The following is a 24,206-nucleotide window of genomic DNA, read 5'->3' on the forward strand; positions in this document are numbered from 1 at the left end:
CATGATAAGTAACCTATTTGTTACCTTCAGGGCCGACTGTGATCACACTCGAAGAATATCTACAAGAAAACGATTCAAGCCCGTTTGGCCGTTGGATCTCCACTTTGAGCGTGCCGGCAGCAGCGAGGGTTTCGAAAGCCTTGGCACGGTTGGAAGCGGGCAACACCTCCAACATCAAATGGTTCGATGGTCTCGGCGAATACAAAATAAACTGGGGTCCTGGCTATAGAATTTATCTGATACAAGAGGGAAAACGACTGATCATCTTGTTCGGTGGAGGAGATAAATCCACACAGAGACAGGACATCAAACAGGTGAAAGCACTGATAGCCGAATTTCGAATTCGAAAAAAAGCTGAACAGAACCAGAGGTAATTTGATGGCGCTCACTCGAAGCTACAAAATTTCAATTTCAGAGCGTGCACAACGTGATCCCGAATTTGCCCAGGCATTACTGGACGAAGCCGCAACGCTTTTTCTGAATGGCGAGCCAGAAGTTGCCAGGATAATTTTGCGCGACCTCGTCAATGCAACTGTCGGATTCGAAGAGCTTGCAAGGGAAACTGAAAAGCCCAGCAAAAGCCTGCATCGAATGTTGTCCGCCAAAGGCAACCCGAGCATGGACAATCTGGCGAAAATTTTTTCGGTAATCCGAGCTACGCTGGGAGTAGACATGGAGGTTCACGCGGTACCAGTGAACTGAGCGATTGGTTGATGAGATCGCTGCGACACCAAACCGCACGGCGCTTTTTTACTTATCGGCCCTGATCAGGCTAAATAGCCGCGCCTGATCGCCCACCCTACGGATCTGTCCCATGAACCGACACCGGCTCGCATTTGCCTGGATCGCCTGCTTTGCAGTGCTGTTCAACATGCTCGCCATGCCGTTGACGGGAGCGATGGCGCAGGCGGCGCAGACGCCGGCCGAGCAGTTGCTGTGGAGCAGTTTCTGCACCGGCAGCGGGACGAAGATGGTGGCGATCGACATCGGCAGCCTCGATCAGAAAGCGCCGCAGAGCGGTGACAATCATTCGACCATGCAGCATTGCTGGTGCTGCTCCGGATCGGCGCCGGTGGTGGCGTTGCCGGGGCATTCGCCGCAGCTGTATTTCGCCCAATACGAAAGCAATCGCAGCGTGGCGCCCGCCTTGCTGCAAACCCCGACACCGCGCCAGCAATGGCCGAGCCTCAATCCCCGCGCGTCCCCTCTGGTTTGATTTGTTCCCGCATTTGACCTGCGTTTCAAATCGTTCTGGAGAACTGCCATGTTGAACAAATTCATCGTCATCGCTGCGCTGTTGCTGCCGGCGTGCTTCGCCCATGCCCACGAATACAAGGCCGGCGAGCTGGAAATTGCCCACCCGTGGTCGCAGGAACTGCCGCCGAACGCGCCGACCGTTGCCGCGTATTTCATCATTCACAACGCCGGCAAGACGGCTGACCGCCTGCTCAGCGTCGACTCGCCGATAGCCCCGACGGCCGAACTGCACGAGCACGTGATGCAGGGCGACCTGATGAAGATGCAACAGGTGCCGAACGTGACCATCCCGGCCGGCGGAAACGTGACCTTCGCGCCGATGGCCTATCACGTGATGCTGATGAATCCGACCGACCGCAGCCTGCTGACCGACGGCAAGCGCTTCCCGCTGACGATGCACTTCGAAAAGGCCGGTGACGTGACCGTCGAAGTCGCCGTGCAGAAGAAGCCGCCGGAAGCCACGCAAGCCCACGCGCACGCCCAGTAACCGTTCCGGCAGACTCCGCCCATGCGCCCCCTGAGCGCCAGGCCCTCCCTGCAACGCCGTCAGACTGAACACCTGACCTGCGGCAGCTGGATCGCCCTGTTCGCCATGTTGATGATCTTCATCGGCCCGCTGATTTCCCAGTCGATGCCGATGGATCAGCACGCCTCGACCTCCATGCCGATGAGCATGGACATGTCGATGGACATGGCGGGCATGGATCATTCCGCGCATGAAACAAACCCCTCGGCCGAACACTGCCCACCGCAATCCTCGCACCACGTGCTGTGGGAAAAATGCGGCTATTGCAGCCTGCTGTTCAATTGCCCGGCGCTGACCGGCGGCGGCAGCTTCGCCACTTTCAGCATTCCGCTCGTCAACACTTTCCCCCCACCCTCCCCGCGTCTGGGCCATGCCCGGCAGACCTTCTTCCCCGGCGCCCGCAGCCGCGCCCCGCCCGTCGCAGCGTAAACCCCCACCTCTGATTGCACACGGTTGAGAAGACAGCTTCAGGCTGCCGGCCGTGTCGTTTACGACTGTTTGATGGAAATTGTCATGTCCAGGTTTTCTGCTGTCCCACGCCCGGTTTCTGCCCCGGCGTCCTTTGCCCTGAACGAATCGCGCGTTCGTTTCAGGCACGCGACCGCCGTCCTTTGCGGCGTCCTGCTGTCCCCGCTGGTCCACGCCGACGAACATGCCGGCCACGCTGACGAACTGAGCCCGACGGTGATCACTGCCATCGCCCCGAGCTCGCCGCTGACCATCGTCACCAACCCGAAAGACCCGCGCCAACCGGTGCCGGCCAGCGACGGCGGCGACTACCTGAAGACCATTCCCGGCTTCGCCCTGGTGCGCAATGGCGGCACCAACGGTGATCCGGTGCTGCGCGGCATGTTCGGTTCGCGCCTGAACATCCTCACCAACGGCAGCATGATGCTCGGCGCCTGCCCCGGCCGGATGGATGCGCCGACCTCGTACATCTCGCCCGAGACCTATGACAAGCTCACCGTGATCAAAGGCCCGCAAACCGTGCTCTACGGACCGGGCGCGTCGGCCGGCACGATCCTGTTCGACCGCGAGCCGGAACGCTTCGGCGAACTCGGCACCCGCGTGAACGCCAGCGTGCTGGCCGGCTCCCACGGACGCTTCGACAAAGTGGTCGATGCGGCGGCCGGCGGTTCGCTGGGCTACGTGCGAGTGATCGGCAACACCGCGCACTCCGACGACTACCGCGACGGCAACAACGACATCGTTGCCTCGCGCTATGACAAGTGGAACGGCGACGTGGCGCTGGGCTGGACCCCGGACGCCGACACCCTGATCGAACTCACCGCCGGCAAGGGCGACGGCGAAGCGCGCTACGCCGGGCGCGGCATGGACGGCTCGCAATTCCTGCGCGAAAGCCTCGGTCTGCGCGTCGAGAAATCCAACATCACCGACGTGCTGGAGAAGCTCGAAGCGCAGGTCTACTACAACTACGCCGACCACGTGATGGACAACTACACCCTGCGCACGCCGTCCGGCACCGGGATGATGGCCGGTCCCATGGCGTCCAACGTCGACCGCCGCACCCTCGGCGCACGGATCAAGGCCACTTGGCGCTGGGCCGATATCCAGCTGATCACCGGCCTCGATGCGCAGACCAACGAACACCGTCAGCGCAGCGGCATGGGCATCGATACCTACAAGGATCAGCCATACACCAAGGACGCCGACTTCCATAACTACGGTGTGTTCAGCGAAATGACCTGGTACGCCGCCGACCGTGACCGGCTGATCACCGGCGCCCGTGTCGACCGTGCCTCGGCCAAGGATTTCCGGCAGACCACCGGCTCGGGAATGATGTCGCGCCCGAATCCGACTGCCGGCGATACCCGCGCCGACACCCTGCCAAGCGGCTTCGTGCGTTACGAGCATGACCTGGCCGACAGCCCGACCACGCTCTACGCTGGCCTCGGCCACGCGCAACGGTTCCCGGATTACTGGGAGCTGTTCTCGCCCAAGTCCGGACCGGCCGGCTCGGTCAATGCATTCGATTCGATCAAACCGGAAAAAACCACCCAGCTCGACTTCGGTGTGAACTACAAGGATGCCGACCTCGAAGCCTGGGCCTCGGGCTACATCGGTGTGGTGCGCGACTACATCCTGTTCGACTACACCCCGACAATGATGGGCATGAGCACCTCCCGCGCCGAAAACATCGACGCGCGGATCATGGGCGGAGAACTCGGTGCCGCTTACAAACTCAACGACAACTGGAAAGCCGATGCGACCCTGGCCTACGCCTGGGGCAAGAACAGCAGCGACGGCAAAGCCTTGCCGCAGATGCCGCCGCTGGATGCACGTTTCGGCCTGACCTACAGCGAAGACAACTGGAGCGCCGGCGCACTGTGGAGGGTGGTTGCCGCGCAAAACCGTATCGACCAGAACAAGGGCAACGTGGTCGGCAAGGATTACGACAAGAGTTCGGGCTTCGGCGTGTTCTCGCTCAACGGTGCCTACCGGATCAACAAAAACTGGAAGGTCAGTACCGGCGTCGACAACCTGTTCGGCAAGGCTTACGCCGAACACCTGAACCTGGCGGGCAACGCCGGGTTCGGCTACCCGGCCAACGACCCGCAAGCCATCAATGAACCGGGGCGCACGCTCTGGACCAAGGTGGACATGAGTTTCTAACCCTTCCCCCTGTGGGAGCGAGCTTGCTCGCGAAGGCGGTGTATCAGGCGGCATTTATGTTGGATGTGCCGCCCCCTTCGCGAGCAAGCTCACTCCCACAAGGGTTGCAGAACAACTAGAAGATCCAAGCCAAGCGGAGCACTCGTGATGAAACAGCCCAAACCGAATTTCTACAACCTGGCCTGGCGTTGGCATTTTTATGCCGGATTGTTCGTCGCCCCATTCATGGTGATGCTGGCCCTGACCGGCATCATTTACCTGTTCAAGCCGCAGCTCGATTCACTGATGTACAGCAGCCTGCTGAACGTCCCCGCCGGGCATCACACCGTGCCGGCCGATGACTTGCTGCAAAAGGTCAAAAGCGCTTATCCACAGGGCCAGGTCACCCAGTACCTGCCGCCAGTGAACGCCGAGCGCAGCGCGCAGTTTGTCGTGGCCAATGCCGGCCATGAGCTGAACGTGTTCGTCGATCCCTACCACGGCGACGTCCTCGGCGAGCAGGATGCCAAGCAGAACCTGCAAGCCATCGCCCGGGCGATTCACGGCGAACTGATGATCGGCACCGTCGGTGACCGGCTGATCGAAATGGCCGCCGGCTGGGGCGTGGTGCTGGTGGTGTCCGGGGTTTTCCTGTGGTGGCCGCGAGGTCAGGCGGCCGGAATACTGTGGCCGCGCCTGAACAGTCGCGGCCGCGTGCTGTGGCGTGACCTGCATGCCGTTACCGGATTCTGGGGCGCGGCCTTGCTGCTGGTGATGCTGCTCAGCGGCATGACCTGGACCGGCTTCTGGGGCAAACAGTACGCCCAGGTGTGGAACGTGTTCCCGGCGGCGATGTGGGACAACGTACCGACCTCCGACGTCGAGGCCGGCAGCCTAAACAACGCCGCGCGCCAGACCGTACCCTGGGCGATGGAAAACACTCCGATGCCGATGTCCGGCGACCATGCCGAACACATGGCCCACGGAGGCATGCAACACGGGCCCGCCGCGCCGACCATCCGCCTGCAGGACGTGCAGAACATCGCCGTTGAGCGCAAGGTCGAGCCGGGCTACAGCATCACAATGCCGACCACCACCACCGGCGTGTTCACCATCGCGGTGTTCGCCGATGACCCGCGCAACGATGCCACCCTGCACGTCGATCAGTACACCGGCAAGGTGTTGGCCGATGTACGCTTCGAGCAGTACGGCGCTGTTGCCCGCGCTACCGAAATCGGCGTGATGCTCCACGAAGGCAAGATGTTCGGCACCTTCAACCAGATCATCGTGCTGCTGATCTGCCTGATGATTCTGCTCAGCGCCGTCAGTGGCGTGGTGATCTGGTGGAAGCGCCGGCCACAGGGCAAGTTCGGCGTACCGCCGCTGCGCCACGATCTGCCGAAGTGGAAAACCGGCGTGGCGATCATGCTCGCGCTGGCGCTGGTGTTTCCGCTGGTGGGGGCTTCGCTGGTGGTGGTGTGGTTGCTGGATCGGCTGCTGCTGTCTCGACTCGGCCGGCAACCCGAATCAGCCTCGACTTCCTCCTGAAACAGGCGAAGTGCGCGGTGCGTGATCGCGCACTTCACCCTGCAGGAGGTCAATTCGGTCCCTCCTCGTGAACCGAGTCCTGCGTGTCATCGCTGTCGCTCTGCGGCAGCACCACAATGAAGCACGCCCTCGCACCACACCCTGCCGTTCGTCCCTTCCTGGTGCGCCAGCATCACGCGCAACCGCTCTAAACCGACATTTCCCTGCCCGATCCCGACCGGGCACAGCCCTTGCAAAACAGCCTTCAGTCGTTCGCATCTGCCAACCATAAAAAACTTTAACGTTCATGGAGATCGCACAATGAAGCGTCGCAGTTTGATCAAGGCTTTCACACTCACGGCATCCATTGCCGCGATGGGCATGACCTGGACCGTACAGGCCGCCGAGACCATCAAGGTCGGGATTCTGCATTCGTTGTCCGGCACCATGGCGATCTCCGAAACGTCGCTCAAGGACATGGCGTTGATGACCATCGACGAGATCAACGCCAAGGGTGGGGTGAACGGCAAGATGCTCGAACCGGTGGTGGTCGACCCGGCGTCGAATTGGCCGCTGTTCGCAGAAAAGGGCCGCCAGTTGCTGACCCAGGACAAGGTGGCGGTGGTGTTCGGCTGCTGGACCTCGGTGTCGCGAAAATCGGTGCTGCCAGTGTTCGAAGAACTCAACGGCCTGCTGTTCTACCCGGTGCAATATGAAGGCGAAGAGATGTCGCCGAACGTGTTCTACACCGGCGCCGCGCCAAACCAGCAAGCGATTCCGGCGGTTGAATACCTGATGAGCGAAGAAGGCGGCAGCGCCAAGCGCTACTTCCTGCTCGGCACCGACTACGTCTACCCGCGCACCACCAACAAGATCCTGCGTTCGTTCCTGCATTCCAAAGGCGTCGCGGACAAAGACATCGAAGAGGTCTACACCCCGTTCGGCCACAGCGACTATCAAACCATCGTTGCCAACATCAAAAAATTCTCGGCCGGCGGCAAGACCGCTGTGATCTCGACCGTGAATGGCGACTCCAACGTGCCGTTCTACAAAGAACTGGCGAACCAGGGCCTGAAGGCCACCGACGTACCGGTGGTGGCGTTCTCGGTGGGTGAAGAAGAACTGCGCGGCATCGACACCAAACCACTGGTGGGCAACCTCGCGGCGTGGAACTACTTCGAGTCGGTGGAGAACCCGGTGAACAAGAAGTTCGTCGATGACTGGAAAGCCTATGCGAAGAAACACAACCTGCCAGGCGCCGACAAAGCGGTGACCAACGACCCGATGGAAGCCACTTACGTCGGCATCCACATGTGGGCGCAGGCGGCCGAGAAAGCCAAATCCACTGACGTCGACAAGGTCCGCGAAGCCCTCGGCGGCCAGACCTTCGCCGCGCCGTCCGGCTACACGCTGACCCTGGACAAGACCAATCACCACTTGCACAAACCGGTGATGATCGGCGAGATCCAGAGCGACGGTCAGTTCAACGTGGTGTGGCAGACCGAGGGGCCGATCCGTGCGCAGCCTTGGAGCCCGTTCATTCCGGGTAATGACAAGAAGCCGGAGTATGCGGTGAAGAGCAACTGAGTTAACCCGCTCAACCTGATCGTTCCCACGCTCTGCGTGGGAATGCAGCCGGGGACGCTCTGCGTCCCAAGAGCGGACGCGGAGCGTCCGTTGAGGCATTCCCACGCAAAGCGTGGGAACGATCAATACAGGAACGCCCGTTATGCCCACTGCCCTTTACCGTTTGATCCTGGCCCTCGCACTTTTGCTGCCGATGGCCGCCCACGCCGGTGATGCGGAAGACTTCGTCGCCGCCAACCCGACGCAACAGGCCAAACTGCTGGAAGCCTGGGCCGCGCAGCCCGATCCGGCCCGTGTCGAATTGATCAACGCTCTGCAACAAGGCGAGCTGACCGTCGACGGCCAACCCAAGACCCTGCGCCTGAACAATCGCCTGCGGGGTCTTATCGACACCGCACTGGCCAGCCACCAATTGCTCGCCGCCGACGCCAAAACCCGTCTGACTGCCGCGCAGCAATTGCAGAAAAGCGCCAAACCGGCGCAGCTGAAATTCCTCGACCAGCAACTGGCTGGCGAACAAGACGAAAGCGTCCACGCCGCCCTGAGCCTGGCGCTGGCCAACCTGCAACTGGTCGACACCGACCCTGCGGTGCGCCTCGCAGCCGTGCGTCTGCTCGGTGAAACCGGCGACCCGCTGGCCCGCACCCGCCTCGAAGGCCTGCTCGAACCCGGCGTCGAAACCGACGCGAATGTGCGCACCGCCGCCGAAACCAGCCTCGCCCAAGTCAAACGCAAACTGCTGGTTGGCGAACTGCTCGGTCAAGCGTTCAGCGGCATGTCCCTCGGTTCGATTCTGTTGCTCGCGGCACTCGGTCTGGCGATCACTTTCGGTCTGCTTGGCGTGATCAACATGGCCCACGGCGAAATGCTGATGCTCGGCGCCTACTCGACCTACGTCGTGCAGTTGATGTTCCAGCGCTACGCACCGCAGGCCATCGAGTTCTATCCGCTGATCGCGCTGCCGGTGGCGTTCTTCGTCACCGCCGCCATCGGCATGGCCCTGGAGCGTACGGTGATTCGTCACCTTTACGGTCGCCCGTTGGAAACCCTGCTCGCCACCTGGGGCATCAGCCTGATGCTGATTCAACTGGTGCGTCTGGTGTTCGGTGCACAGAACGTTGAGGTGGCGAACCCGGCGTGGCTGTCCGGCGGGATTCAGGTGTTGCCGAATCTGGTGCTGCCGTACAACCGCATCGTGATCATCGCCTTCGCCCTGTTTGTGGTGGTGCTGACCTGGCTGCTGCTGAACAAGACCCGCCTCGGTCTGAACGTGCGCGCCGTCACCCAGAATCGCAACATGGCCGCCTGCTGCGGTGTGCCCACCGGGCGTGTCGACATGCTCGCCTTCGGCCTCGGCTCGGGCATTGCCGGGCTCGGTGGCGTGGCCCTTAGCCAGATCGGCAACGTCGGCCCGGACCTCGGCCAGAGCTACATCATCGACTCGTTCTTGGTGGTGGTGCTCGGCGGTGTCGGCCAACTGGCCGGCAGCGTGTTCGCCGCGTTCGGCCTGGGCATCGCCAACAAGATTCTCGAACCGCAGATCGGTGCGGTGCTCGGCAAAATCCTGATCCTCGCGCTGATCATTCTGTTCATCCAGAAACGTCCGCAAGGCCTCTTCGCACTGAAAGGACGGGTGATCGACTGATGAACCAGCCTCTACTAGTCACGGCCACACAAAAGGCCGGACCCAAAGTAACCCTCGCTGTCGGTGCCGTTGTTCTCGCGCTACTGATCGCCCTGCCGCTGCTGTCGCTGCTGCCGACGGACAGTGCGCTGCATGTCTCGGCTTACACCCTGACGCTGGTCGGCAAGATTCTCTGCTACGCCATCGTCGCCCTGGCACTGGATCTGGTCTGGGGTTACGCAGGTCTGCTGTCGCTGGGCCACGGTCTGTTCTTCGCCCTTGGCGGTTATGCGATGGGCATGTACCTGATGCGTCAGGCTGCCGGTGATGGCCTGCCGGCGTTCATGACATTTCTGTCGTGGACCGAATTGCCGTGGTACTGGAGCGGCACCGGCAACTTCCTCTGGGCAATGTGCCTGGTGGTGTTGGCACCGGGACTGCTGGCGCTGGTGTTCGGGTTTTTCGCCTTCCGCTCGCGGATCAAGGGCGTGTATTTCTCGATCATGACCCAGGCCCTGACCTTCGCCGGGATGCTGCTGTTTTTCCGCAACGAGACCGGGTTCGGCGGCAACAACGGCTTCACCAATTTCCGCACGATCCTCGGTTTCGGCATCACCGAACCCGGCACTCGCGCGGTGCTGTTTCTGGCGACGGTGCTGTTGCTGGTGGCGAGCCTGTTCATCGGCTGGCGTCTGGCGCGCAGCAAGTTCGGCCGGGTGCTGACCGCGCTGCGTGATGCGGAAAATCGCCTGATGTTCTGCGGCTACGATCCGCGCGGTTTCAAGCTGTTCGTCTGGGTCTTGAGCGCGGTGTTGTGTGGTCTGGCCGGTGCGTTGTACGTGCCGCAGGTGGGGATCATCAACCCGAGCGAAATGTCGCCGACCAACTCGATCGAAGCTGCTGTGTGGGTGGCCCTTGGCGGGCGCGGCACGCTGATCGGCCCGCTGCTCGGCGCCGGCGTGATCAACGGCATGAAGAGCTGGTTCACCGTGGCCTTTCCCGAATACTGGCTGTTCTTCCTCGGCGCGCTGTTCATCGTCGTGACGTTGTACCTGCCCAAAGGCGTGATCGGTCTGCTGAAGAAACGAGGTGAATCATGAGAGTCACGGCGAGCGCTGAATTCATGCTGGAACCGGCCTTTTTCCCGGTGGAGCCCAACAAGGACGAAGGCACCAGCCGCGACTCGATCGGCCTCGGGCAACGCGTCGGTCCGGGCCTCGACACCCGTCACGGCACGATCCTGACCCTGGAAGACATCAGCGTCAGCTTCGATGGCTTCCGGGCGCTGAACAATCTGAACCTGTACATCGGCGTCGGCGAACTGCGCTGCATCATCGGCCCCAACGGCGCGGGCAAGACCACGCTGATGGACGTCATCACCGGCAAGACCCGCCCGAGCCACGGCAAGGCCTGGTTCGGCGAAACCCTCGACCTGACGCAGATGAGCGAAGTGCAGATCGCCCAGGCCGGCATCGGTCGCAAGTTCCAGAAACCGACGGTGTTCGAAGCCTTGAGCGTGTTCGAGAACCTGGAGCTGGCGCAGAAGACCGACAAGTCGGTGTGGGCCAGCCTGCGGGCGAAGTTGAGCGGCGAGCAGAAAGACCGGATCAGCGAAGTGCTCGACACCATTCGCCTGACCTCCTCGGTCAATCGTCCGGCGGGGCTGCTGTCCCACGGGCAGAAACAGTTTCTGGAGATCGGCATGCTGCTGATGCAGGACCCGCAATTGCTGCTGCTCGATGAACCGGTGGCGGGCATGACCGACGCCGAAACCGAGTTCACCGCCGAGCTGTTCAAGTCGCTCGCGGGCAAGCATTCGCTGATGGTGGTGGAACACGACATGGGCTTCGTCGGCTCGATCGCCGACCACGTCACCGTGTTGCATCAGGGCAGCGTGCTGGCTGAAGGATCACTGGAACAGGTGCAGGACAACGAGCGCGTGATCGAAGTCTATCTCGGCCGCTGAAACTGCAAACACCTTTCCAATGTGGGAGCGGGCTTGCTCGCGAATGCGGTGTGTCATTCAAAGTTGATGGTGACTGATCTACCGCATTCGCGAGCAAGCCCGCTCCCACAGGGGGGATTTGAGGAGAATTTGAACATGCTGCAAGTCGACAAGCTGCACCAGTACTACGGCGGTAGCCACATCCTGCGCGGCCTGAGCTTCGACGTGAAAGTCGGCGAAGTGACCTGCCTGCTCGGGCGCAACGGCGTGGGCAAGACCACGTTGCTCAAATGCCTGATGGGCCTGCTGCCGGCCAAGGAAGGCGCGGTGAACTGGGAAGGCCAACCGATCACCACGTACAAGCCGCATCAACGGGTGCACGCCGGGATCGCCTACGTGCCCCAGGGCCGGGAAATCTTCGGCCGGCTGACCGTGGAAGAGAACCTGCTGATGGGCCTGTCGCGTTTTCCCGGCAGCGAAGCCAAAGAGGTTCCCGCGTTTATCTACGAGCTGTTCCCGGTGCTGCTGCAAATGAAACAGCGGCGCGGTGGCGACCTGTCCGGCGGTCAGCAACAGCAACTCGCGATTGGCCGCGCGCTGGCCAGCCGTCCACGGCTGCTAATCCTCGACGAGCCAACCGAAGGCATCCAGCCGTCGGTGATCAAGGAAATCGGCGCGGTGATCAAGAAGCTCGCCGCCCGTGGCGACATGGCGATTCTGCTGGTGGAGCAGTTTTACGATTTCGCCGCCGAACTGGCCGATCAGTATCTGGTGATGTCCCGGGGCGAGATCGTGCAGCAGGGCCGTGGCGAAAATATGGAAGCCGAAGGTGTGCGCGGGCTGGTGACTATTTGAGGTTACGGTCTAATCTGTAGCGTCCTAACGATAATCAGAAAACATGAACTTACCTGTTGCGACTGCCCTGTTTACCCCGAGCTGGCATGCCGAACTGGAGCTGGCCTACGCCCGCTTCGGCGCTTGCACGCGGCCGACCCGACGCCGGCACCTCGGCCCGTTGCGGGTGCAAAAGCATCTGTACGCCGAAGGGCCCGAGGTCTGCCAGCACATCATCGTCCACCCGCCGGGCGGGATTGCCGGCGGTGACCGGCTCGACATCAGCGCCCGCGTCGAACAAGGCGCCTGGGCACAGATCACCAGCCCCGGCGCCGCCAAATGGTATCGCGCGGCGGGGCCCGCTTATCAGTCGCTGAACCTGCATGTTGCCGATGGCGCGACACTGGAATGGCTGCCTCAGGAGACCATCGTCTACAGCGCCGCCCAGGCAGAACTCGCGACCTCGATCGAGCTTGAAGGCGATGCGCGACTGTTCTACTGGGACGTGGTGGCCCTCGGGCGTCCGGCCAGTGGCGAGCGCTTCGATCTTGGGCACTTTCAGGCGCATCTGGATATTCGCCGCGATGGCCGGTTGCTGTGGCATGAGCGCCAGCGCATCGTCGGTAATGACGGATTGCTGGATTCGCCGATCGGACTGGATGGCAATCCGGTGTTTGCGACGTTGTTGGTCACCGGTGAAATAGACGCCGAACTGCTGGAGCGCTGCCGCTCGCTGGGCCACGACGTGCGCGGGGATCTGACGCAATTACCCGGTCTTTTGGTCGCCCGTTGCCTGGCCAGTGAAGCGTTGCTGGCGCGTGGATGGCTGATCGATCTGTGGCGACTGCTCAGGCCTGCGCTGCTTGGCCGCGAAGCCCTGTCCCCCCGAATCTGGAATACCTGAAACATGCTTTTCTGTGGGAGCGAGCTTGCTCGCGAAAGCGTTGCATCAGTCACCTCAAATGCTGAGTGTGACGACGTCTTCGCGAGCAAGCTCGCTCCCACAGGGATCTGTGCCGACAGTCCCGACCTTTTCAATCTGCCCAAATGGATTTCTACGATGGACCTGACCCCACGCGAAAAAGACAAGCTGCTGATCTTCACCGCCGGCCTCGTTGCCGAGCGGCGACTGGCCCGTGGCGTGAAGCTCAACTACCCGGAAGCCATGGCCTACATTTCGGCGGCGCTGCTCGAAGGCGCTCGTGACGGCCAGACCGTGGCCGAGTTGATGCACTACGGCACCACTCTGCTGACCCGCGATCAAGTGATGGAAGGCATCCCGGAAATGATCCCGGAGATCCAGGTCGAAGCGACGTTTCCCGACGGCACCAAACTGGTCACCGTCCACCAACCGATCGTCTGAGGCCGCGCCATGACTTACACCATCCGCGATGCCCTGCACGCCGACCTGCCGGCGATCCGCGACATCTACAACGACGCCGTGCTCAACACCACGGCGATCTGGAACGAATCCCCGGTCGATCTCGGCAACCGTCAAGCGTGGTTCAGCGCCCGTCAGGCTCAGGGTTACCCGATCCTGGTGATCGTCGACGCCGACAACACCACCCTCGGCTACGCTTCGTTCGGTGACTGGCGGCCGTTCGACGGTTTCCGCCACACGGTCGAGCACTCGGTCTACGTGCGCAGCGACCAGCGCGGCAACGGCCTCGGCCCGCTACTGATGACCGCGCTGATCGAACGCGCGAAAACCTGCGACAAGCACGTCATGGTCGCCGCCATCGAAAGCGGCAACGCCGCGTCGATTCGTCTGCACGAGCGCGCCGGTTTCATCACCACCGGGCAGATGCCGCAAGTCGGCACCAAGTTCGGCCGCTGGCTCGACCTGACCTTCATGCAACTGACCCTCAATCCTGGCGCGGAGCCGCCGCCCGCCCACAAGGAGTGACACCGATGAACCCCGCCCAACTGCGACGCGTCAATGCGGAAAGTTTTGCGCACTATCGTCAGGGCCTGATCGACCTGCTGCTCGACGCCGTGGGTTATGGCGCCAGCGTCGGCTTCATGGCCGACCTCGATGCCGCGCAGGCCCGCGCTTATTTCGACGATGTGCAGGACAACCTGAACAAGGGCAACGTCTTGCTGTGGGTGGTGGTCAAGGACGAACAGGTACAGGCCAGCGTCCAGTTGAGCCTGTGCCAGAAGGCCAACGGCCTGAACCGCGCCGAGGTGCAGAAGCTGCTGGTGCGCGAACACGCCCGGCGGCGCGGCCTCGGCCAGCAGTTGATGCAAGCGCTGGAACTGACGGCCCGCCAGTACAAGCGCGGCATGCTTTACCTCGACACCGAGGCCGGCTCCCCCGCCGAAGATTTCTACAAGGCCCTGGGTTACACCCGCGCCGGGGAAATCCCCGATTACGCCTGCGACCCGAACGGCACCTATCGCCCGACGGCCCTCTACTACAAAGTCCTGCAAGGAGCGAACTGATGATTCCCGGCGAATACCAGATCCAGCCCGGCGACATTGAACTCAACGTCGGTCGCCGCACGATCAGCCTGAAAGTGGCGAACAGCGGCGACCGGCCGATCCAGGTCGGCTCGCACTACCATTTTTTCGAAACCAACGACGCTCTGACATTCGACCGCGCCGCCAGCCGTGGCATGCGCCTGAACATCCCGGCGGGCACGGCGGTGCGCTTCGAACCGGGCCAGAGCCGCGAGGTAGAACTGGTGGATTACGCCGGGCACCGGCGGGTGTTCGGATTTGCCGGGCGGGTCATGGGTGACCTCTGAATTTATACCGTTTGCGCAGGCCCCTTCGCGAGCAAGCTCGCTCCCACAGGTGATCGCATTTCCCTCTGTGGGAGCGAGCTTGCTCGCGAATCTGTGAGCGAAGCGAACAGTCTCAAAAACAATTGAATCTCAAGGCATGCGCATGAAAATCTCGAGACAAGCCTACGCCGACATGTTCGGCCCCACCGTCGGCGACAAGGTGCGCCTGGCCGACACCGAGCTGTGGATCGAGGTCGAACAGGACTTCACCACCTACGGCGAAGAAGTGAAATTCGGCGGCGGCAAAGTCATCCGCGACGGCCAGGGCCAGAGCCAGTTGCTGGCGGCCGAAGTGGTCGACACCGTCATCACCAACGCGTTGATCATCGACCACTGGGGCATCGTCAAGGCTGACGTCGGCCTCAAGGACGGGCGCATCGCCGCGATCGGCAAGGCCGGCAACCCGGACGTGCAGCCCGGCGTGACCATCGCCATCGGCGCCAGTAGCGAAGTGATCGCCGGCGAAGGCATGATCCTCACCGCCGGCGGCATCGACACCCACATCCACTTCATCTGCCCGCAGCAGATCGAAGAAGCGCTGATGAGCGGCGTCACTACCATGATCGGCGGCGGCACCGGGCCGGCCACCGGCACCAACGCCACCACTTGCACTTCGGGTCCTTGGCACCTGGCGCGAATGCTTCAGGCAGCGGATGCATTCCCGATGAACATCGGCCTCACCGGCAAGGGCAACGCCAGCCTGCCGGAGCCGTTGATCGAACAGGTCAAGGCCGGCGCCATCGGCCTCAAGCTGCACGAAGACTGGGGCACCACTCCAGCGAGCATCGACAATTGCCTGAGCGTCGCCGACCAGTACGACGTGCAAGTGGCGATCCACACCGACACCCTCAACGAGTCCGGTTTCGTCGAAACCACCCTCGGCGCGTTCAAGGGCCGGACCATCCACACCTATCACACCGAAGGTGCCGGTGGCGGCCATGCGCCGGACATCATCAAGGCCTGCGGTTTCGCCAACGTGCTGCCGAGTTCGACCAACCCGACCCGGCCGTTCACCCGCAACACCATCGACGAACACCTCGACATGCTGATGGTCTGCCACCACCTCGACCCGAGCATTGCCGAAGACGTGGCGTTCGCCGAAAGCCGTATCCGCCGCGAAACGATTGCCGCCGAAGACATCCTCCACGACCTCGGCGCGTTCTCGATGATCAGTTCCGACAGCCAGGCCATGGGCCGCGTCGGTGAAGTCATCACGCGCACCTGGCAGACCGCCGACAAGATGAAAAAACAGCGCGGCCCGCTTGCGCAAGACGGCGAAGGCAACGACAACTTCCGCGCCAAGCGCTACATCGCCAAGTACACGATCAACCCGGCGATCACCCACGGCATCAGCCATGAAGTGGGTTCGGTGGAAGTCGGCAAATGGGCCGATCTGGTGCTGTGGCGCCCGGCATTCTTCGGCGTGAAACCGACGCTGATCCTCAAGGGCGGCGCCATCGCCGCCAGCCTGATGGGCGACGCCAACGCGTCGATCCCGACCCCGCAACCGGTGCACTACCGCCCGATGTTCGCCAGTTACGGCGGCTCGCTGCACGCCACCAGCCTGACCTTCATCAGCCAGGCGGCGCAGGCGTCGGGACTGCCCGAGGCGTTGGGCCTGAAGAAGAAAATCGCCGTGGTCAAAGGTTGCCGCGACGTGCAGAAAACCGACCTGATCCATAACGACTATCTGCCGAACATCGACGTCGACCCGCAGACCTATCAGGTCAAGGCCGACGGCGTATTGCTCTGGTGTGAACCGGCCGAAACCCTGCCGATGGCGCAGCGTTACTTTCTTTTCTAGTTTCGCCGCCAAACGATAAAAGGCCTCAGACCGCACATGACGCGTGGGCTGAGGCCTTTTTCGTGATTGCCGCTTGTCTGGCCGTGACGAGGATTTACGGGAGTCGTGTGATTCTCGCAATAAGGTCTACGCTTCGAAACGCACGCTGCACATTCTGTTCGGGTAAACCTTCATGCGTCTTTGCGAATTCATCGAAACCCATGTTGATGTGATCGTCGGTGAATGGGAAAAATTCGCCCAGACCATCACCCCCGCAGCCGACTTTCTCGACGGTCCGGCCCTGCGCGACCACGCCCGTTCGATTCTGTTGGCGGCCGCCCGCGACATGAGCAAACCCCAGACACCCCGCGAACAGATGGCCAAGGCCAAGGGCGAAGGCCCGGAGAAAACCCCGAGCCTGGACAAGGCCGGTGCCAGCCACGGTGAACTGCGCCACACGGTAGGCTTCGACCTGGTTCAGATGACGTCCGAGTTTCGCCATTTGCGTGCCTGCGTGATCCGGCTCTGGATCAACCATCTGAAATCACCGGACATGACAGCTTTCCAGGACATGATCCGTTTCAACGAGGCCATCGACGAAGCGCTAGCCGAATCGACGGCCGCCTACGCGGAACAGGTGAACCGCTCACGGGACATTTTCCTCGCGATTCTCGGTCATGACCTGCGCGCGCCGTTGCAGGCGGTGAGCATGTCGACGGAAATGCTGATGCGTAAAACCCGCCTGGAAGGCGACGCATTGCTCTGTGCACAGAACATCCGGCAGGGTGCGCGGCATATGGCTGCGATGGTCAGTGATCTACTGGAGCTGGTCCGCAGCCGTCTGGGCAAAAGCCTGCCGATCGAACCGGTGCCGATGGATCTGGCCGACATTGCGCGGGCGGCGATTGCCGAAGCCTGCGCCGGCAACCCGCAAAGCGATCCAACCTTGAAAATCGAAGGTGACACACGGGGAGTCTGGGACGGGGGCCGACTGGCGCAACTGCTGCAGAATCTGATCGGCAACGCCTTGCAGCACGGGACGAACGCGCAAGATGTGCGGGTGACCCTGCAGGGGGAATCCGACACCGTACGCCTGACCGTACACAACCATGGTGAACCGATTCCGGAAGACGCCATCGGTACGATTTTCGATCCGCTGGTACGCAGCGCCGACGAAGAACTCGGCCAGCCGTCGACCAGCCTCGGTCTGGGTCTGTTTATCGTCAAGGAAGTGGTGACCGCCCACGGCGGAACGATCGAAGTCAGTTCAAGCGAGGCGGACGGAACGCTGTTCAGCGTGACGCTGCCCAGACGAGTTTGAAATGCTACTCGACTACCAGACGGGCAAGGCGCTGACGGAGCATCCGGTTTTCGGCCCGCAGCTCCTTCACTTCTTCCAACAGGTCCAGCGCCAGGGCGACGCCTTCCCATTCCAGGTCAAGGTCGCGCCGCAGCTTGGCGGCGCGTTTGGCCAGGGCCAGTTCGTAGTCGGTGAAGCGCCATTCCCGGGGCTGCGCGCCCTGAGGTTCGAGGATGCCGTGTTCGACGATTTCGATCACGTAGACGTCCGACAGGTCGGCCGCCTCACACAATTCTGCCATGTCCAGTTGAACGATCAGGGGGCTGCTCATGATGGGCTACTCCGTCGTCAGTATCAGAAGTTCTCTCGCGGGTTGAAGGCGGCCTTCTTCGCCAGTTCCTGCCACAGCGCCTTGACGTCATCGCCGTTGGCTTTCGGCATCACGGCCTTGAGCTGGACGAACAGATAACCGCGCTCGCCGGCCTTGTTCTGCAGACCGTGGCCCTTGGCGCGCATGCGCTGGCCGTTCTGGCTGCCGGCCGGAACCTTGAGGTTGATCTTGCCGGTGAGGGTCGGCACGGCCACTTCGGCGCCCAGCGCCAGCTCCCACGGTGCCAACGGCAAGGTGATGATCAGGTTTTCGCCTTCAACGTCAAATTTCGGGTGCGGCGCGAAACGAATGGTCAGGTACAGATCGCCATTGGCGCCGCCACCGATGCCCGGTGCGCCCTGGCCCTTGAGGCGAATGCGCTCGCCGTCGGTCACGCCCGCCGGGATCTTCACGTTCAGGCTCTTGCTGGTGTTGCTGACGTGCTGGCCCGAGCCGTTGTATTGCGGCACCTGGAAGCTGATCTTTTTCGATTCGTTCGAAAGCGTCTCTTCCAGAAAGATCGGCAGTTCCAGTTCCACGTCTTGCCCTCGCCGTCCGGCGCTGCGGGATTGCCGGCCAGCGCCGCCACCGAAACCGGGGCCGCGATTGCCGAAGATCGAACTGAAGAAGTCCGAGAAGTCGCCGGTGTCGCCACCGCCGCCGAAACCGCCACGGCTCTGCCAGCCCGGCGGGCCCTGGAACGGCTGCCCGTGCTGGCCGTAGCGGCGCAGGTCGTCGTATTCGGCGCGTTTGTCGGCGCTTTTAAGCGCTTCATAGGCTTCCGAGGCGTCCTTGAACTTGGCCTCGGCGTCCTTTTCCTTGCTGACATCGGGGTGGTATTTGCGCGCCAGCTTGCGATAGGCAGCCTTGATTGCCTTGTCGTCAGCCGTCGGCTCCACGCCGAGTATCTTGTAATAGTCTTTGAAGTCCATCGAAGGAATCACCATCCGTTAACGATTTCGCGCCGTTGCCAGCATGCGCCGATTCGCGCGTGCCGGGTTGACCGATCTCAAGGTTGTGACCGGGTGGCGCAGCAGAAGTTTATCGGCAGTGGACAGCGGTTCTTGCGACCGCCGGTGTGTATGCCGGCCCATGCCAGCAAGTTTGGGGCAAAGCGCCGACTTTCAAGCAAGCTTAGTCGCTAAATAGCAGATGACCGGCCTTCGAATCTGTCGCGCACTGACATACACTGCGCGGCCGTTTTTTTGACCGGAACCGAAAGACCATGAAAGACGCCTCTCCAGCCCGTGCCTGCGGCATCGACTTCGGCACGTCCAACTCCACTGTCGGCTGGCTGCGCCCCGGCGTGGAAACGATGATCGCGCTGGAAGACGACAAGATCACCCTGCCGTCGGTGGTCTTTTTCAATATCGAGGAACGCCGCCCGGTTTACGGCCGTCTGGCGCTGCACGAGTACCTGGAAGGCTACGAAGGCCGGCTGATGCGCTCGCTCAAGAGCCTGCTCGGTTCCAAACTGATCAAGCACGATACCAGCGTCCTCGGCACGGCGATGCCGTTCAAGGACTTGCTCGGGCTGTTCATCGGCCAGCTCAAGAGCCGCGCCGAAACTGCCGCCGGTCGTGAGTTCGAGCAGGTGGTACTGGGCCGTCCGGTGTTCTTCGTCGACGACGATCCGCTGGCCGACCAGGAAGCCGAAGACACCCTGGTGGAAGTGGCGCGCAAGCTCGGCTTCAAGGACGTTTCGTTCCAGTACGAGCCGATTGCCGCGGCCTTCGACTATGAGTCGACCATCGAAAAGGAAGAGCTGGTACTGATCGTCGACATCGGCGGTGGTACGTCGGACTTCTCGCTGGTGCGTCTGTCGCCCGAGCGTCGCGGTGTGGATAACCGTCACGACGACATCCTCGCCACCGGCGGCGTGCACATCGGCGGAACCGACTTCGACAAGCAACTGAGTCTGCAAGGCCTGATGCCGCTGTTCGGCTACGGCAGCCGCATGAAAAGCGGCGCGTTCATGCCGACCAGCCACCACATGAACCTGGCGACCTGGCACACCATCAACTCGGTGTACTCGCAGAAATCGACCCTGGCCTTGGGCAGCATGCGCTACGACATCGAAGACACCGGCGGCATCGACCGTCTGTTCAAGCTGATCGAACAGCGAGCCGGGCACTGGCTGGCGATGGAAGTGGAAGAAACCAAGATCCAGCTGACTCACAACGACAGCCGCCATGTGGCGCTGGATCGCATCGAGCCTGGCCTGAGCGTTGAATTGACCCGGGCACTGTTCGAGTCGGCCATCGAATCGCAGCTCGAGCGCGTGCGCGGCAGCGTCACCCAGTTGCTGGCAGACGCCAACGTGGCGGTCGGTCAGGTCGATACGGTGTTCTTCACCGGCGGTTCCAGCGGTATTCCGGCGCTGCGCAATAGCGTCTCGGCGATGCTGCCGAACGCGCGGCATGTGGAAGGGAATATCTTTGGCAGCATTGGTAGCGGTCTGGCGATTGAAGCCATGAAACGTTACGGCTCAGTAAACTGATCCAGTTTCTGCGGCGCTGCCAATCGCGAGCAAGCTCGCTCCCACAGGATCAAATTGAACCTGTGGGAGCGAGCTTGCTCGCGAAAGGGCCGGTTCAGACGCTACAAGGCCTGGATCAAACCATCCCGCCCAGCTTCAACTCACTCTTCAGATACGCGTAATAGATCGGCCCCGCCACCACTCCCGGCAGGCCGAACGCGGCCTCGAACACCAGCATTGCCAGCAGCAACTCCCAGGACTTGGCACTGATCTGCCCGCCGACGATGCGCGCGTTGAGAAAGTATTCCAGCTTGTGGATAAAGATCAGGTAACCCAGCGCCGCAATCGCCACCCAGATCGACAGCGACAGGCCGACGATGGTGATCAGCGTGTTCGACATCAGGTTGCCGATCACCGGCAACAGACCGAGCAGGAAGGTCAGCACGATCAGGGTCTTGGTCAGCGGCAGCTTGATGCCGAACAGCGGCAGGATCACCGCAAGGAAGATCCCGGTGAAGAAGGTGTTGAGCAGGGAAATCTTGATCTGCGCGAACACGATGTTGCGAAACGCCTGAACCAGCAGGTGCAGGCGATCGAACAGTGCGGCCGCCAGCGGTTTGCGCTTGGTGACGTCCGGCACGCGCTGCAAGGCGATGATCGCGCCCAGCACCATGCCGATCAGCAGCGTCACGAACATGTGCGCCGCGTCCTTGCCCACCAGTTGCAGGTCGGCCAGGTGTTTGCTCATCCAGTCGCCGATGGCCACCCGGAATTCGGCAGCGCTGGCCGGCAGGTAGGCGTCGATGAACGGCGGCAACTGCCCGCGCGCACGGTCGACCACGCCCATGAATTTGTCGAGGGAAGCGCCGGGGTTTTCCGCTTCATGCAGCAGGAAACTGATGGCGCCGGCGAAGATCAGCGTCAGCACACTCACCACCAGCGTGCCCAGCAGCGCCACCGCCAGCCAGCGCGCACGCCGGCCCTCGATCAGTCGTTGCAGCTGCGGGGTGAGCATGTTGACCAGTTCGAACACCAGCAGACCGGCCAACAGACTGGGCAACAGACGCAGCGGCAGCACCAGCAGCAAACCGCCGAAAATGGTGATGCAACTGACCCAGAACACAACATGACGCTCAGAAAACGTTGGCATACAGCCTCAAAACGAACGGCGTAAAAGGATTGGCAGTCTGCCAGCGATCCGAGGTGAGCACTAGGGATATGCAGGGTTTGAGATTGCCGGATCCCTGACCGGCCTCTTCGCGAGCAAGCTCGCTCCCACAGTTGTACTGCGTTGCTCACAAATCCGGTGTGGGAGCGAGCTTGCTCGCGAAAGGGCCAGCACACTCACCACAAAGTTCCGGCGCTTATTTTTTCTTCAGGCAATCACTCATGAACGTCTTGCGCGCATCGCCGGTCAGGGCCTTGGTGGCCGCATCGGCATTGCAGGTTTTCATTTTCTGTTGCTGCGGGGTCAGGGCCTTGGCGTCGTTGGCTGCCGGGGCAGCCTTGAGGCAGGTGCTCATGAAGGCTTTGCGCTCGTCGCCCTTGAGGCTCTTGGCCGTGGCGTCGGCGTTGCAGGTGGTCATCTTGTTCTGTTGCGCCGTGGCGGCGAAACCCTGGGAACACAGCAGCAGACCGATCATCAACAAAGGGACACGCAACATCTTCATGGAGTTTTCTCCTTGGCGCCGCCTCGATGGAGGTGGCCTCTGCTGGAGTGTAGTCAAAGCTTGTTACACCTTCCTAGCCTCAAGATGGCTGCGCCGGTATTGCTCCGGGGTACATCCGGCCTGGCGCGCAAACATGGCGATGAACGCCGAACCACTGCTGTAACCGAGATCGAAGGCAATTTCCTGCACGCTACGCGCCGACTCCAGCGCCTCAATGGCCGCGAGATACCGCAGGCGCTGACGCCACTCGCCGAAACTCATCCCCAGCTCCCGCACGAACTGCCGGGCCAGCGTGCGCTCGTTGACATGCACCTGCGCCGCCCAGTACGCCAGCGGTTGATTGTTGCCGGGCTCGGCCTGCAGGGTTTCGAGAATGGTCAGCAAACCGGGGCTGCTGGCGTAAGGCAAATAGCATTGATGAACCGGGGCCTGGCGCAATTGATCCACCAGCACCTGGGCCAGGCGCTGGTCGGCTTCGAACGCCGGGATCTTCACATCACGGGCGGCGAAGTCCTTGAGGATCGCCTTGAGAATGTCGCTGATCGCCAGGGTGCAGGCCTGCGCCGGCAAATCGGAACAGACCTCCGGCGCCAGGCACACCGCCCGATAATTGACCGGCTGATGGCTGTAGAAACTGTGCTCGACTTGCGGTGGCACCCACACCGCGTATTGCGGCGGCGACATGAAGCGACTGCCGTCGACATCCATATGCAACACGCCGTGGGCCGCGTACTCCAGCGTGCCCCACGGATGGCGGTGGGGCGCGGCGTATTCGTGGGCGTTGAAGTCGGCGTAGCGGAAGTACACCGCCGACGGCAATTCGCTGAAATCCAGCAGATCGATGTGTTTACTGTTCATGCTGTCCGGAATCAGGGGCGGGTTGTCCGGTTCGCAGTATAGGCCTGCATCCAGACAGGGGATAATCACCGTTCATCAACGTACTGGTTTCTCCTCCCATGCAATACGCGTTTCCCCTGCTGGCGATTTTCATCTGGGCCGGCAATACCGTGATCAACAAGCTCGCGGTCGGTGCGATCTTCCCCGCCGAGATCGGCTTCTATCGCTGGCTGCTCGCCGGCCTGCTGTTCACGCCGTTCATGCTCAAAAAGGTGATCGCGCACTGGCCGCAGATCCGCCCGAACCTGGGCAAGATCTTCATCCTCGGCGTACTCGGCATGGCGGTCTATCAGAGCCTGGCCTACTTCGCGGCGACCATGACCAGCGCCACCAACATGGGCATCATCCTGTCCCTGATGCCGTTGATGTCGCTGGCCATGGCAATCATCAGCCTCGGCCAGCGCCTGACCGCCGGCGCGTTGGTCGGTGCGGTGCTGTCGTTCGCTGGTGTGCTGGTGGTGGTGTCGTCCGGCAGCCTCGGCGCATTGCTGCAACACGGGGTGAACCTGGGTGACGCAATGATGCTGATCGCCACCCTCGCCTACGCGATCTACAGCACATTGCTGAAAAAATGGCAGCTGCGCCTGCCGCCGCTGGTATTGCTGTATTTGCAGGTGCTGGTGGCGGTGGTGGTGCTGTTTCCGCTGTACGCGACTTCACCGAAAACCGGCCTGACCCTGCAGAACATTCCACTGGTGCTGTACGCGTGCCTGCTGGCCTCGATGCTCGCGCCGCTGGCGTGGATGCAGGCCGTACAGCGTTTGGGCCCGAGCCGCACCACGCTGTTCTTCAACCTGCTGCCGTTGATCACCGCGCTGATTGCAGCGGTGGTGCTGAAGGAACAACTGGCGATGTACCACCTGGTCGGTGGTTTGCTGACGCTGGGCGGGGTGATTCTTTCCGAGCGCTGGACGACGGTGCTCAGCCGCAAACTCAGCGTCGCCTGATCTGGCCTCTTCGCGAGCAAGCTCGCTCCCACAGGGGAACGCATTCCAAATGTGGGAG

26 protein-coding genes are annotated in these 24,206 nt (G+C 61.9%); 21 read left to right on the forward strand and 5 right to left on the reverse strand.

The genetic code is table 11. The features are described from left to right. Positions 1-38: 38 nt before the first annotated feature. The 19 genes from CAF63_RS12390 to CAF63_RS12480 all read left to right on the forward strand — a co-directional run bounded on the left by CAF63_RS12390 (position 39) and on the right by CAF63_RS12480 (position 17,806). Complete coding sequence (locus CAF63_RS12390; protein WP_085648101.1) at positions 39-374, forward strand: type II toxin-antitoxin system RelE/ParE family toxin; 336 nt, start codon at positions 39-41, stop codon at positions 372-374. Positions 375-378: 4 nt separating this feature from the next. Continuing rightward, positions 379-702 carry a DNA-binding protein gene (locus CAF63_RS12395; protein WP_007951041.1) on the forward strand — a complete coding sequence of 108 codons (324 nt, stop codon included), beginning with the start codon at positions 379-381 and terminating at the stop codon, positions 700-702. A gap of 112 nt (positions 703-814) precedes the next feature. Then, positions 815-1,216: a DUF2946 domain-containing protein gene (locus tag CAF63_RS12400; protein WP_039772017.1), complete on the forward strand. Its 402-nt coding sequence runs from the start codon at positions 815-817 to the stop codon at positions 1,214-1,216. 48 nt (positions 1,217-1,264) lie between these two features. Continuing rightward, complete coding sequence (locus CAF63_RS12405; protein ID WP_085685001.1) at positions 1,265-1,744, forward strand: copper chaperone PCu(A)C; 480 nt, start codon at positions 1,265-1,267, stop codon at positions 1,742-1,744. A gap of 21 nt (positions 1,745-1,765) precedes the next feature. Continuing rightward, positions 1,766-2,212, forward strand: a complete 447-nt coding sequence (locus tag CAF63_RS12410; RefSeq protein ID WP_085685004.1) for a DUF2946 domain-containing protein — start codon at positions 1,766-1,768, stop codon at positions 2,210-2,212. Positions 2,213-2,296: 84 nt separating this feature from the next. After that, positions 2,297-4,417: a TonB-dependent copper receptor gene (locus CAF63_RS12415; protein ID WP_085685007.1), complete on the forward strand. Its 2,121-nt coding sequence runs from the start codon at positions 2,297-2,299 to the stop codon at positions 4,415-4,417. A gap of 147 nt (positions 4,418-4,564) precedes the next feature. Beyond that, on the forward strand, positions 4,565-5,944 hold the full coding sequence (locus tag CAF63_RS12420) for a PepSY domain-containing protein (protein WP_085685010.1): 1,380 nt from the start codon (positions 4,565-4,567) through the stop codon (positions 5,942-5,944). Positions 5,945-6,244: 300 nt separating this feature from the next. Further along, on the forward strand, positions 6,245-7,510 hold the full coding sequence (urtA, locus tag CAF63_RS12425) for an urea ABC transporter substrate-binding protein (protein WP_085685013.1): 1,266 nt from the start codon (positions 6,245-6,247) through the stop codon (positions 7,508-7,510). Between the two features lie 142 nt (positions 7,511-7,652). Then, positions 7,653-9,155, forward strand: coding sequence for an urea ABC transporter permease subunit UrtB (gene urtB, locus CAF63_RS12430; RefSeq protein WP_085685017.1), 1,503 nt, complete (start codon positions 7,653-7,655; stop codon positions 9,153-9,155). After that, on the forward strand, positions 9,155-10,234 hold the full coding sequence (gene urtC, locus CAF63_RS12435; RefSeq protein WP_085685019.1) for an urea ABC transporter permease subunit UrtC: 1,080 nt from the start codon (positions 9,155-9,157) through the stop codon (positions 10,232-10,234). The genes urtB and urtC overlap by 1 nt, the downstream gene beginning before the upstream one ends. After that, positions 10,231-11,100, forward strand: a complete 870-nt coding sequence (urtD, locus tag CAF63_RS12440; protein ID WP_085685022.1) for an urea ABC transporter ATP-binding protein UrtD — start codon at positions 10,231-10,233, stop codon at positions 11,098-11,100. Before urtC ends, urtD begins: the two co-directional genes overlap by 4 nt. A gap of 135 nt (positions 11,101-11,235) precedes the next feature. Then, positions 11,236-11,934 (forward strand): urea ABC transporter ATP-binding subunit UrtE, encoded by a 699-nt coding sequence (gene urtE, locus CAF63_RS12445; protein WP_085685026.1) that lies wholly within the window; start codon positions 11,236-11,238, stop codon positions 11,932-11,934. A 43-nt stretch (positions 11,935-11,977) separates the two neighbouring features. Continuing rightward, positions 11,978-12,817 carry an urease accessory protein UreD gene (locus CAF63_RS12450; RefSeq protein ID WP_085685029.1) on the forward strand — a complete coding sequence of 280 codons (840 nt, stop codon included), beginning with the start codon at positions 11,978-11,980 and terminating at the stop codon, positions 12,815-12,817. Positions 12,818-12,973: 156 nt separating this feature from the next. Beyond that, on the forward strand, positions 12,974-13,276 hold the full coding sequence (ureA, locus tag CAF63_RS12455; RefSeq protein WP_039766748.1) for an urease subunit gamma: 303 nt from the start codon (positions 12,974-12,976) through the stop codon (positions 13,274-13,276). A 9-nt stretch (positions 13,277-13,285) separates the two neighbouring features. Further along, positions 13,286-13,819 (forward strand): GNAT family N-acetyltransferase, encoded by a 534-nt coding sequence (locus tag CAF63_RS12460; protein ID WP_085685032.1) that lies wholly within the window; start codon positions 13,286-13,288, stop codon positions 13,817-13,819. Between the two features lie 5 nt (positions 13,820-13,824). Further along, complete coding sequence (locus CAF63_RS12465; RefSeq protein WP_085685035.1) at positions 13,825-14,358, forward strand: GNAT family N-acetyltransferase; 534 nt, start codon at positions 13,825-13,827, stop codon at positions 14,356-14,358. Then, positions 14,358-14,663 (forward strand): urease subunit beta, encoded by a 306-nt coding sequence (locus CAF63_RS12470; protein ID WP_085685038.1) that lies wholly within the window; start codon positions 14,358-14,360, stop codon positions 14,661-14,663. The genes CAF63_RS12465 and CAF63_RS12470 overlap by 1 nt, the downstream gene beginning before the upstream one ends. Before the next feature lie 142 nt (positions 14,664-14,805). After that, a complete protein-coding gene (gene ureC / locus CAF63_RS12475; protein ID WP_085685440.1) occupies positions 14,806-16,506 on the forward strand; it encodes an urease subunit alpha in 1,701 nt (566 codons plus the stop codon). A gap of 172 nt (positions 16,507-16,678) precedes the next feature. Beyond that, complete coding sequence (locus tag CAF63_RS12480; protein ID WP_085685042.1) at positions 16,679-17,806, forward strand: sensor histidine kinase KdpD; 1,128 nt, start codon at positions 16,679-16,681, stop codon at positions 17,804-17,806. 4 nt (positions 17,807-17,810) lie between these two features. On the opposite strand, the gene CAF63_RS12485 is transcribed toward CAF63_RS12480, so the two are convergent. Continuing rightward, entirely contained in the window at positions 17,811-18,116 is a 306-nt protein-coding gene (locus CAF63_RS12485) for a chaperone modulator CbpM (RefSeq protein ID WP_085685045.1), read from the reverse strand. A gap of 23 nt (positions 18,117-18,139) precedes the next feature. Further along, positions 18,140-19,087: a DnaJ C-terminal domain-containing protein gene (locus CAF63_RS12490; protein WP_085685048.1), complete on the reverse strand. Its 948-nt coding sequence runs from the start codon at positions 19,085-19,087 to the stop codon at positions 18,140-18,142. Between the two features lie 293 nt (positions 19,088-19,380). On the opposite strand from CAF63_RS12490, the gene CAF63_RS12495 reads away from it, so the two are divergent. Further along, complete coding sequence (locus CAF63_RS12495; protein ID WP_085685051.1) at positions 19,381-20,655, forward strand: Hsp70 family protein; 1,275 nt, start codon at positions 19,381-19,383, stop codon at positions 20,653-20,655. A 115-nt stretch (positions 20,656-20,770) separates the two neighbouring features. Here the strand turns inward: CAF63_RS12495 and CAF63_RS12500 are convergent, their stop codons facing one another. The 3 genes from CAF63_RS12500 to CAF63_RS12510 form a co-directional block, all read right to left on the reverse strand. Further along, complete coding sequence (locus tag CAF63_RS12500) at positions 20,771-21,784, reverse strand: AI-2E family transporter (protein WP_085685054.1); 1,014 nt, start codon at positions 21,782-21,784, stop codon at positions 20,771-20,773. A 214-nt stretch (positions 21,785-21,998) separates the two neighbouring features. Next, entirely contained in the window at positions 21,999-22,304 is a 306-nt protein-coding gene (locus CAF63_RS12505) for a PsiF family protein (RefSeq protein ID WP_011332224.1), read from the reverse strand. A gap of 63 nt (positions 22,305-22,367) precedes the next feature. Continuing rightward, positions 22,368-23,162, reverse strand: a complete 795-nt coding sequence (locus CAF63_RS12510; RefSeq protein WP_085685057.1) for a helix-turn-helix transcriptional regulator — start codon at positions 23,160-23,162, stop codon at positions 22,368-22,370. A gap of 98 nt (positions 23,163-23,260) precedes the next feature. Between CAF63_RS12510 and CAF63_RS12515 the strand changes: the two genes are divergently transcribed. Beyond that, on the forward strand, positions 23,261-24,148 hold the full coding sequence (locus CAF63_RS12515; RefSeq protein ID WP_085685060.1) for a DMT family transporter: 888 nt from the start codon (positions 23,261-23,263) through the stop codon (positions 24,146-24,148). Positions 24,149-24,206: the final 58 nt, after the last annotated feature.

Source organism: Pseudomonas sp. B20(2017), from assembly GCF_002113125.1.
Classification (GTDB): Bacteria; Pseudomonadota; Gammaproteobacteria; order Pseudomonadales; family Pseudomonadaceae; genus Aquipseudomonas.

Bases quoted from the DNA above. Each gene is read 5' to 3' on its own strand.
- CAF63_RS12460 (WP_085685032.1), top strand. From the start codon at position 13,286: ATGACTTACACCATCCGCGATGCCCTGCACGCCGACCTGCCGGCGATC.
- CAF63_RS12415 (WP_085685007.1), top strand. From the start codon at position 2,297: ATGTCCAGGTTTTCTGCTGTCCCACGCCCGGTTTCTGCCCCGGCGTCC.
- urtC (WP_085685019.1), top strand. From the start codon at position 9,155: ATGAACCAGCCTCTACTAGTCACGGCCACACAAAAGGCCGGACCCAAA.
- urtB (WP_085685017.1), top strand. From the start codon at position 7,653: ATGCCCACTGCCCTTTACCGTTTGATCCTGGCCCTCGCACTTTTGCTG.
- CAF63_RS12410 (WP_085685004.1), top strand. From the start codon at position 1,766: ATGCGCCCCCTGAGCGCCAGGCCCTCCCTGCAACGCCGTCAGACTGAA.
- CAF63_RS12485 (WP_085685045.1), bottom strand. From the start codon at position 18,116: ATGAGCAGCCCCCTGATCGTTCAACTGGACATGGCAGAATTGTGTGAG.
- CAF63_RS12500 (WP_085685054.1), bottom strand. From the start codon at position 21,784: ATGCCAACGTTTTCTGAGCGTCATGTTGTGTTCTGGGTCAGTTGCATC.
- CAF63_RS12510 (WP_085685057.1), bottom strand. From the start codon at position 23,162: ATGAACAGTAAACACATCGATCTGCTGGATTTCAGCGAATTGCCGTCG.
- urtD (WP_085685022.1), top strand. From the start codon at position 10,231: ATGAGAGTCACGGCGAGCGCTGAATTCATGCTGGAACCGGCCTTTTTC.
- CAF63_RS12395 (WP_007951041.1), top strand. From the start codon at position 379: ATGGCGCTCACTCGAAGCTACAAAATTTCAATTTCAGAGCGTGCACAA.
- CAF63_RS12420 (WP_085685010.1), top strand. From the start codon at position 4,565: ATGAAACAGCCCAAACCGAATTTCTACAACCTGGCCTGGCGTTGGCAT.
- CAF63_RS12505 (WP_011332224.1), bottom strand. From the start codon at position 22,304: ATGAAGATGTTGCGTGTCCCTTTGTTGATGATCGGTCTGCTGCTGTGT.
- CAF63_RS12515 (WP_085685060.1), top strand. From the start codon at position 23,261: ATGCAATACGCGTTTCCCCTGCTGGCGATTTTCATCTGGGCCGGCAAT.
- CAF63_RS12480 (WP_085685042.1), top strand. From the start codon at position 16,679: ATGCGTCTTTGCGAATTCATCGAAACCCATGTTGATGTGATCGTCGGT.
- CAF63_RS12405 (WP_085685001.1), top strand. From the start codon at position 1,265: ATGTTGAACAAATTCATCGTCATCGCTGCGCTGTTGCTGCCGGCGTGC.
- urtE (WP_085685026.1), top strand. From the start codon at position 11,236: ATGCTGCAAGTCGACAAGCTGCACCAGTACTACGGCGGTAGCCACATC.
- CAF63_RS12470 (WP_085685038.1), top strand. From the start codon at position 14,358: ATGATTCCCGGCGAATACCAGATCCAGCCCGGCGACATTGAACTCAAC.
- CAF63_RS12490 (WP_085685048.1), bottom strand. From the start codon at position 19,087: ATGGACTTCAAAGACTATTACAAGATACTCGGCGTGGAGCCGACGGCT.
- urtA (WP_085685013.1), top strand. From the start codon at position 6,245: ATGAAGCGTCGCAGTTTGATCAAGGCTTTCACACTCACGGCATCCATT.
- CAF63_RS12400 (WP_039772017.1), top strand. From the start codon at position 815: ATGAACCGACACCGGCTCGCATTTGCCTGGATCGCCTGCTTTGCAGTG.
- CAF63_RS12465 (WP_085685035.1), top strand. From the start codon at position 13,825: ATGAACCCCGCCCAACTGCGACGCGTCAATGCGGAAAGTTTTGCGCAC.
- CAF63_RS12495 (WP_085685051.1), top strand. From the start codon at position 19,381: ATGAAAGACGCCTCTCCAGCCCGTGCCTGCGGCATCGACTTCGGCACG.
- ureC (WP_085685440.1), top strand. From the start codon at position 14,806: ATGAAAATCTCGAGACAAGCCTACGCCGACATGTTCGGCCCCACCGTC.
- ureA (WP_039766748.1), top strand. From the start codon at position 12,974: ATGGACCTGACCCCACGCGAAAAAGACAAGCTGCTGATCTTCACCGCC.
- CAF63_RS12450 (WP_085685029.1), top strand. From the start codon at position 11,978: ATGAACTTACCTGTTGCGACTGCCCTGTTTACCCCGAGCTGGCATGCC.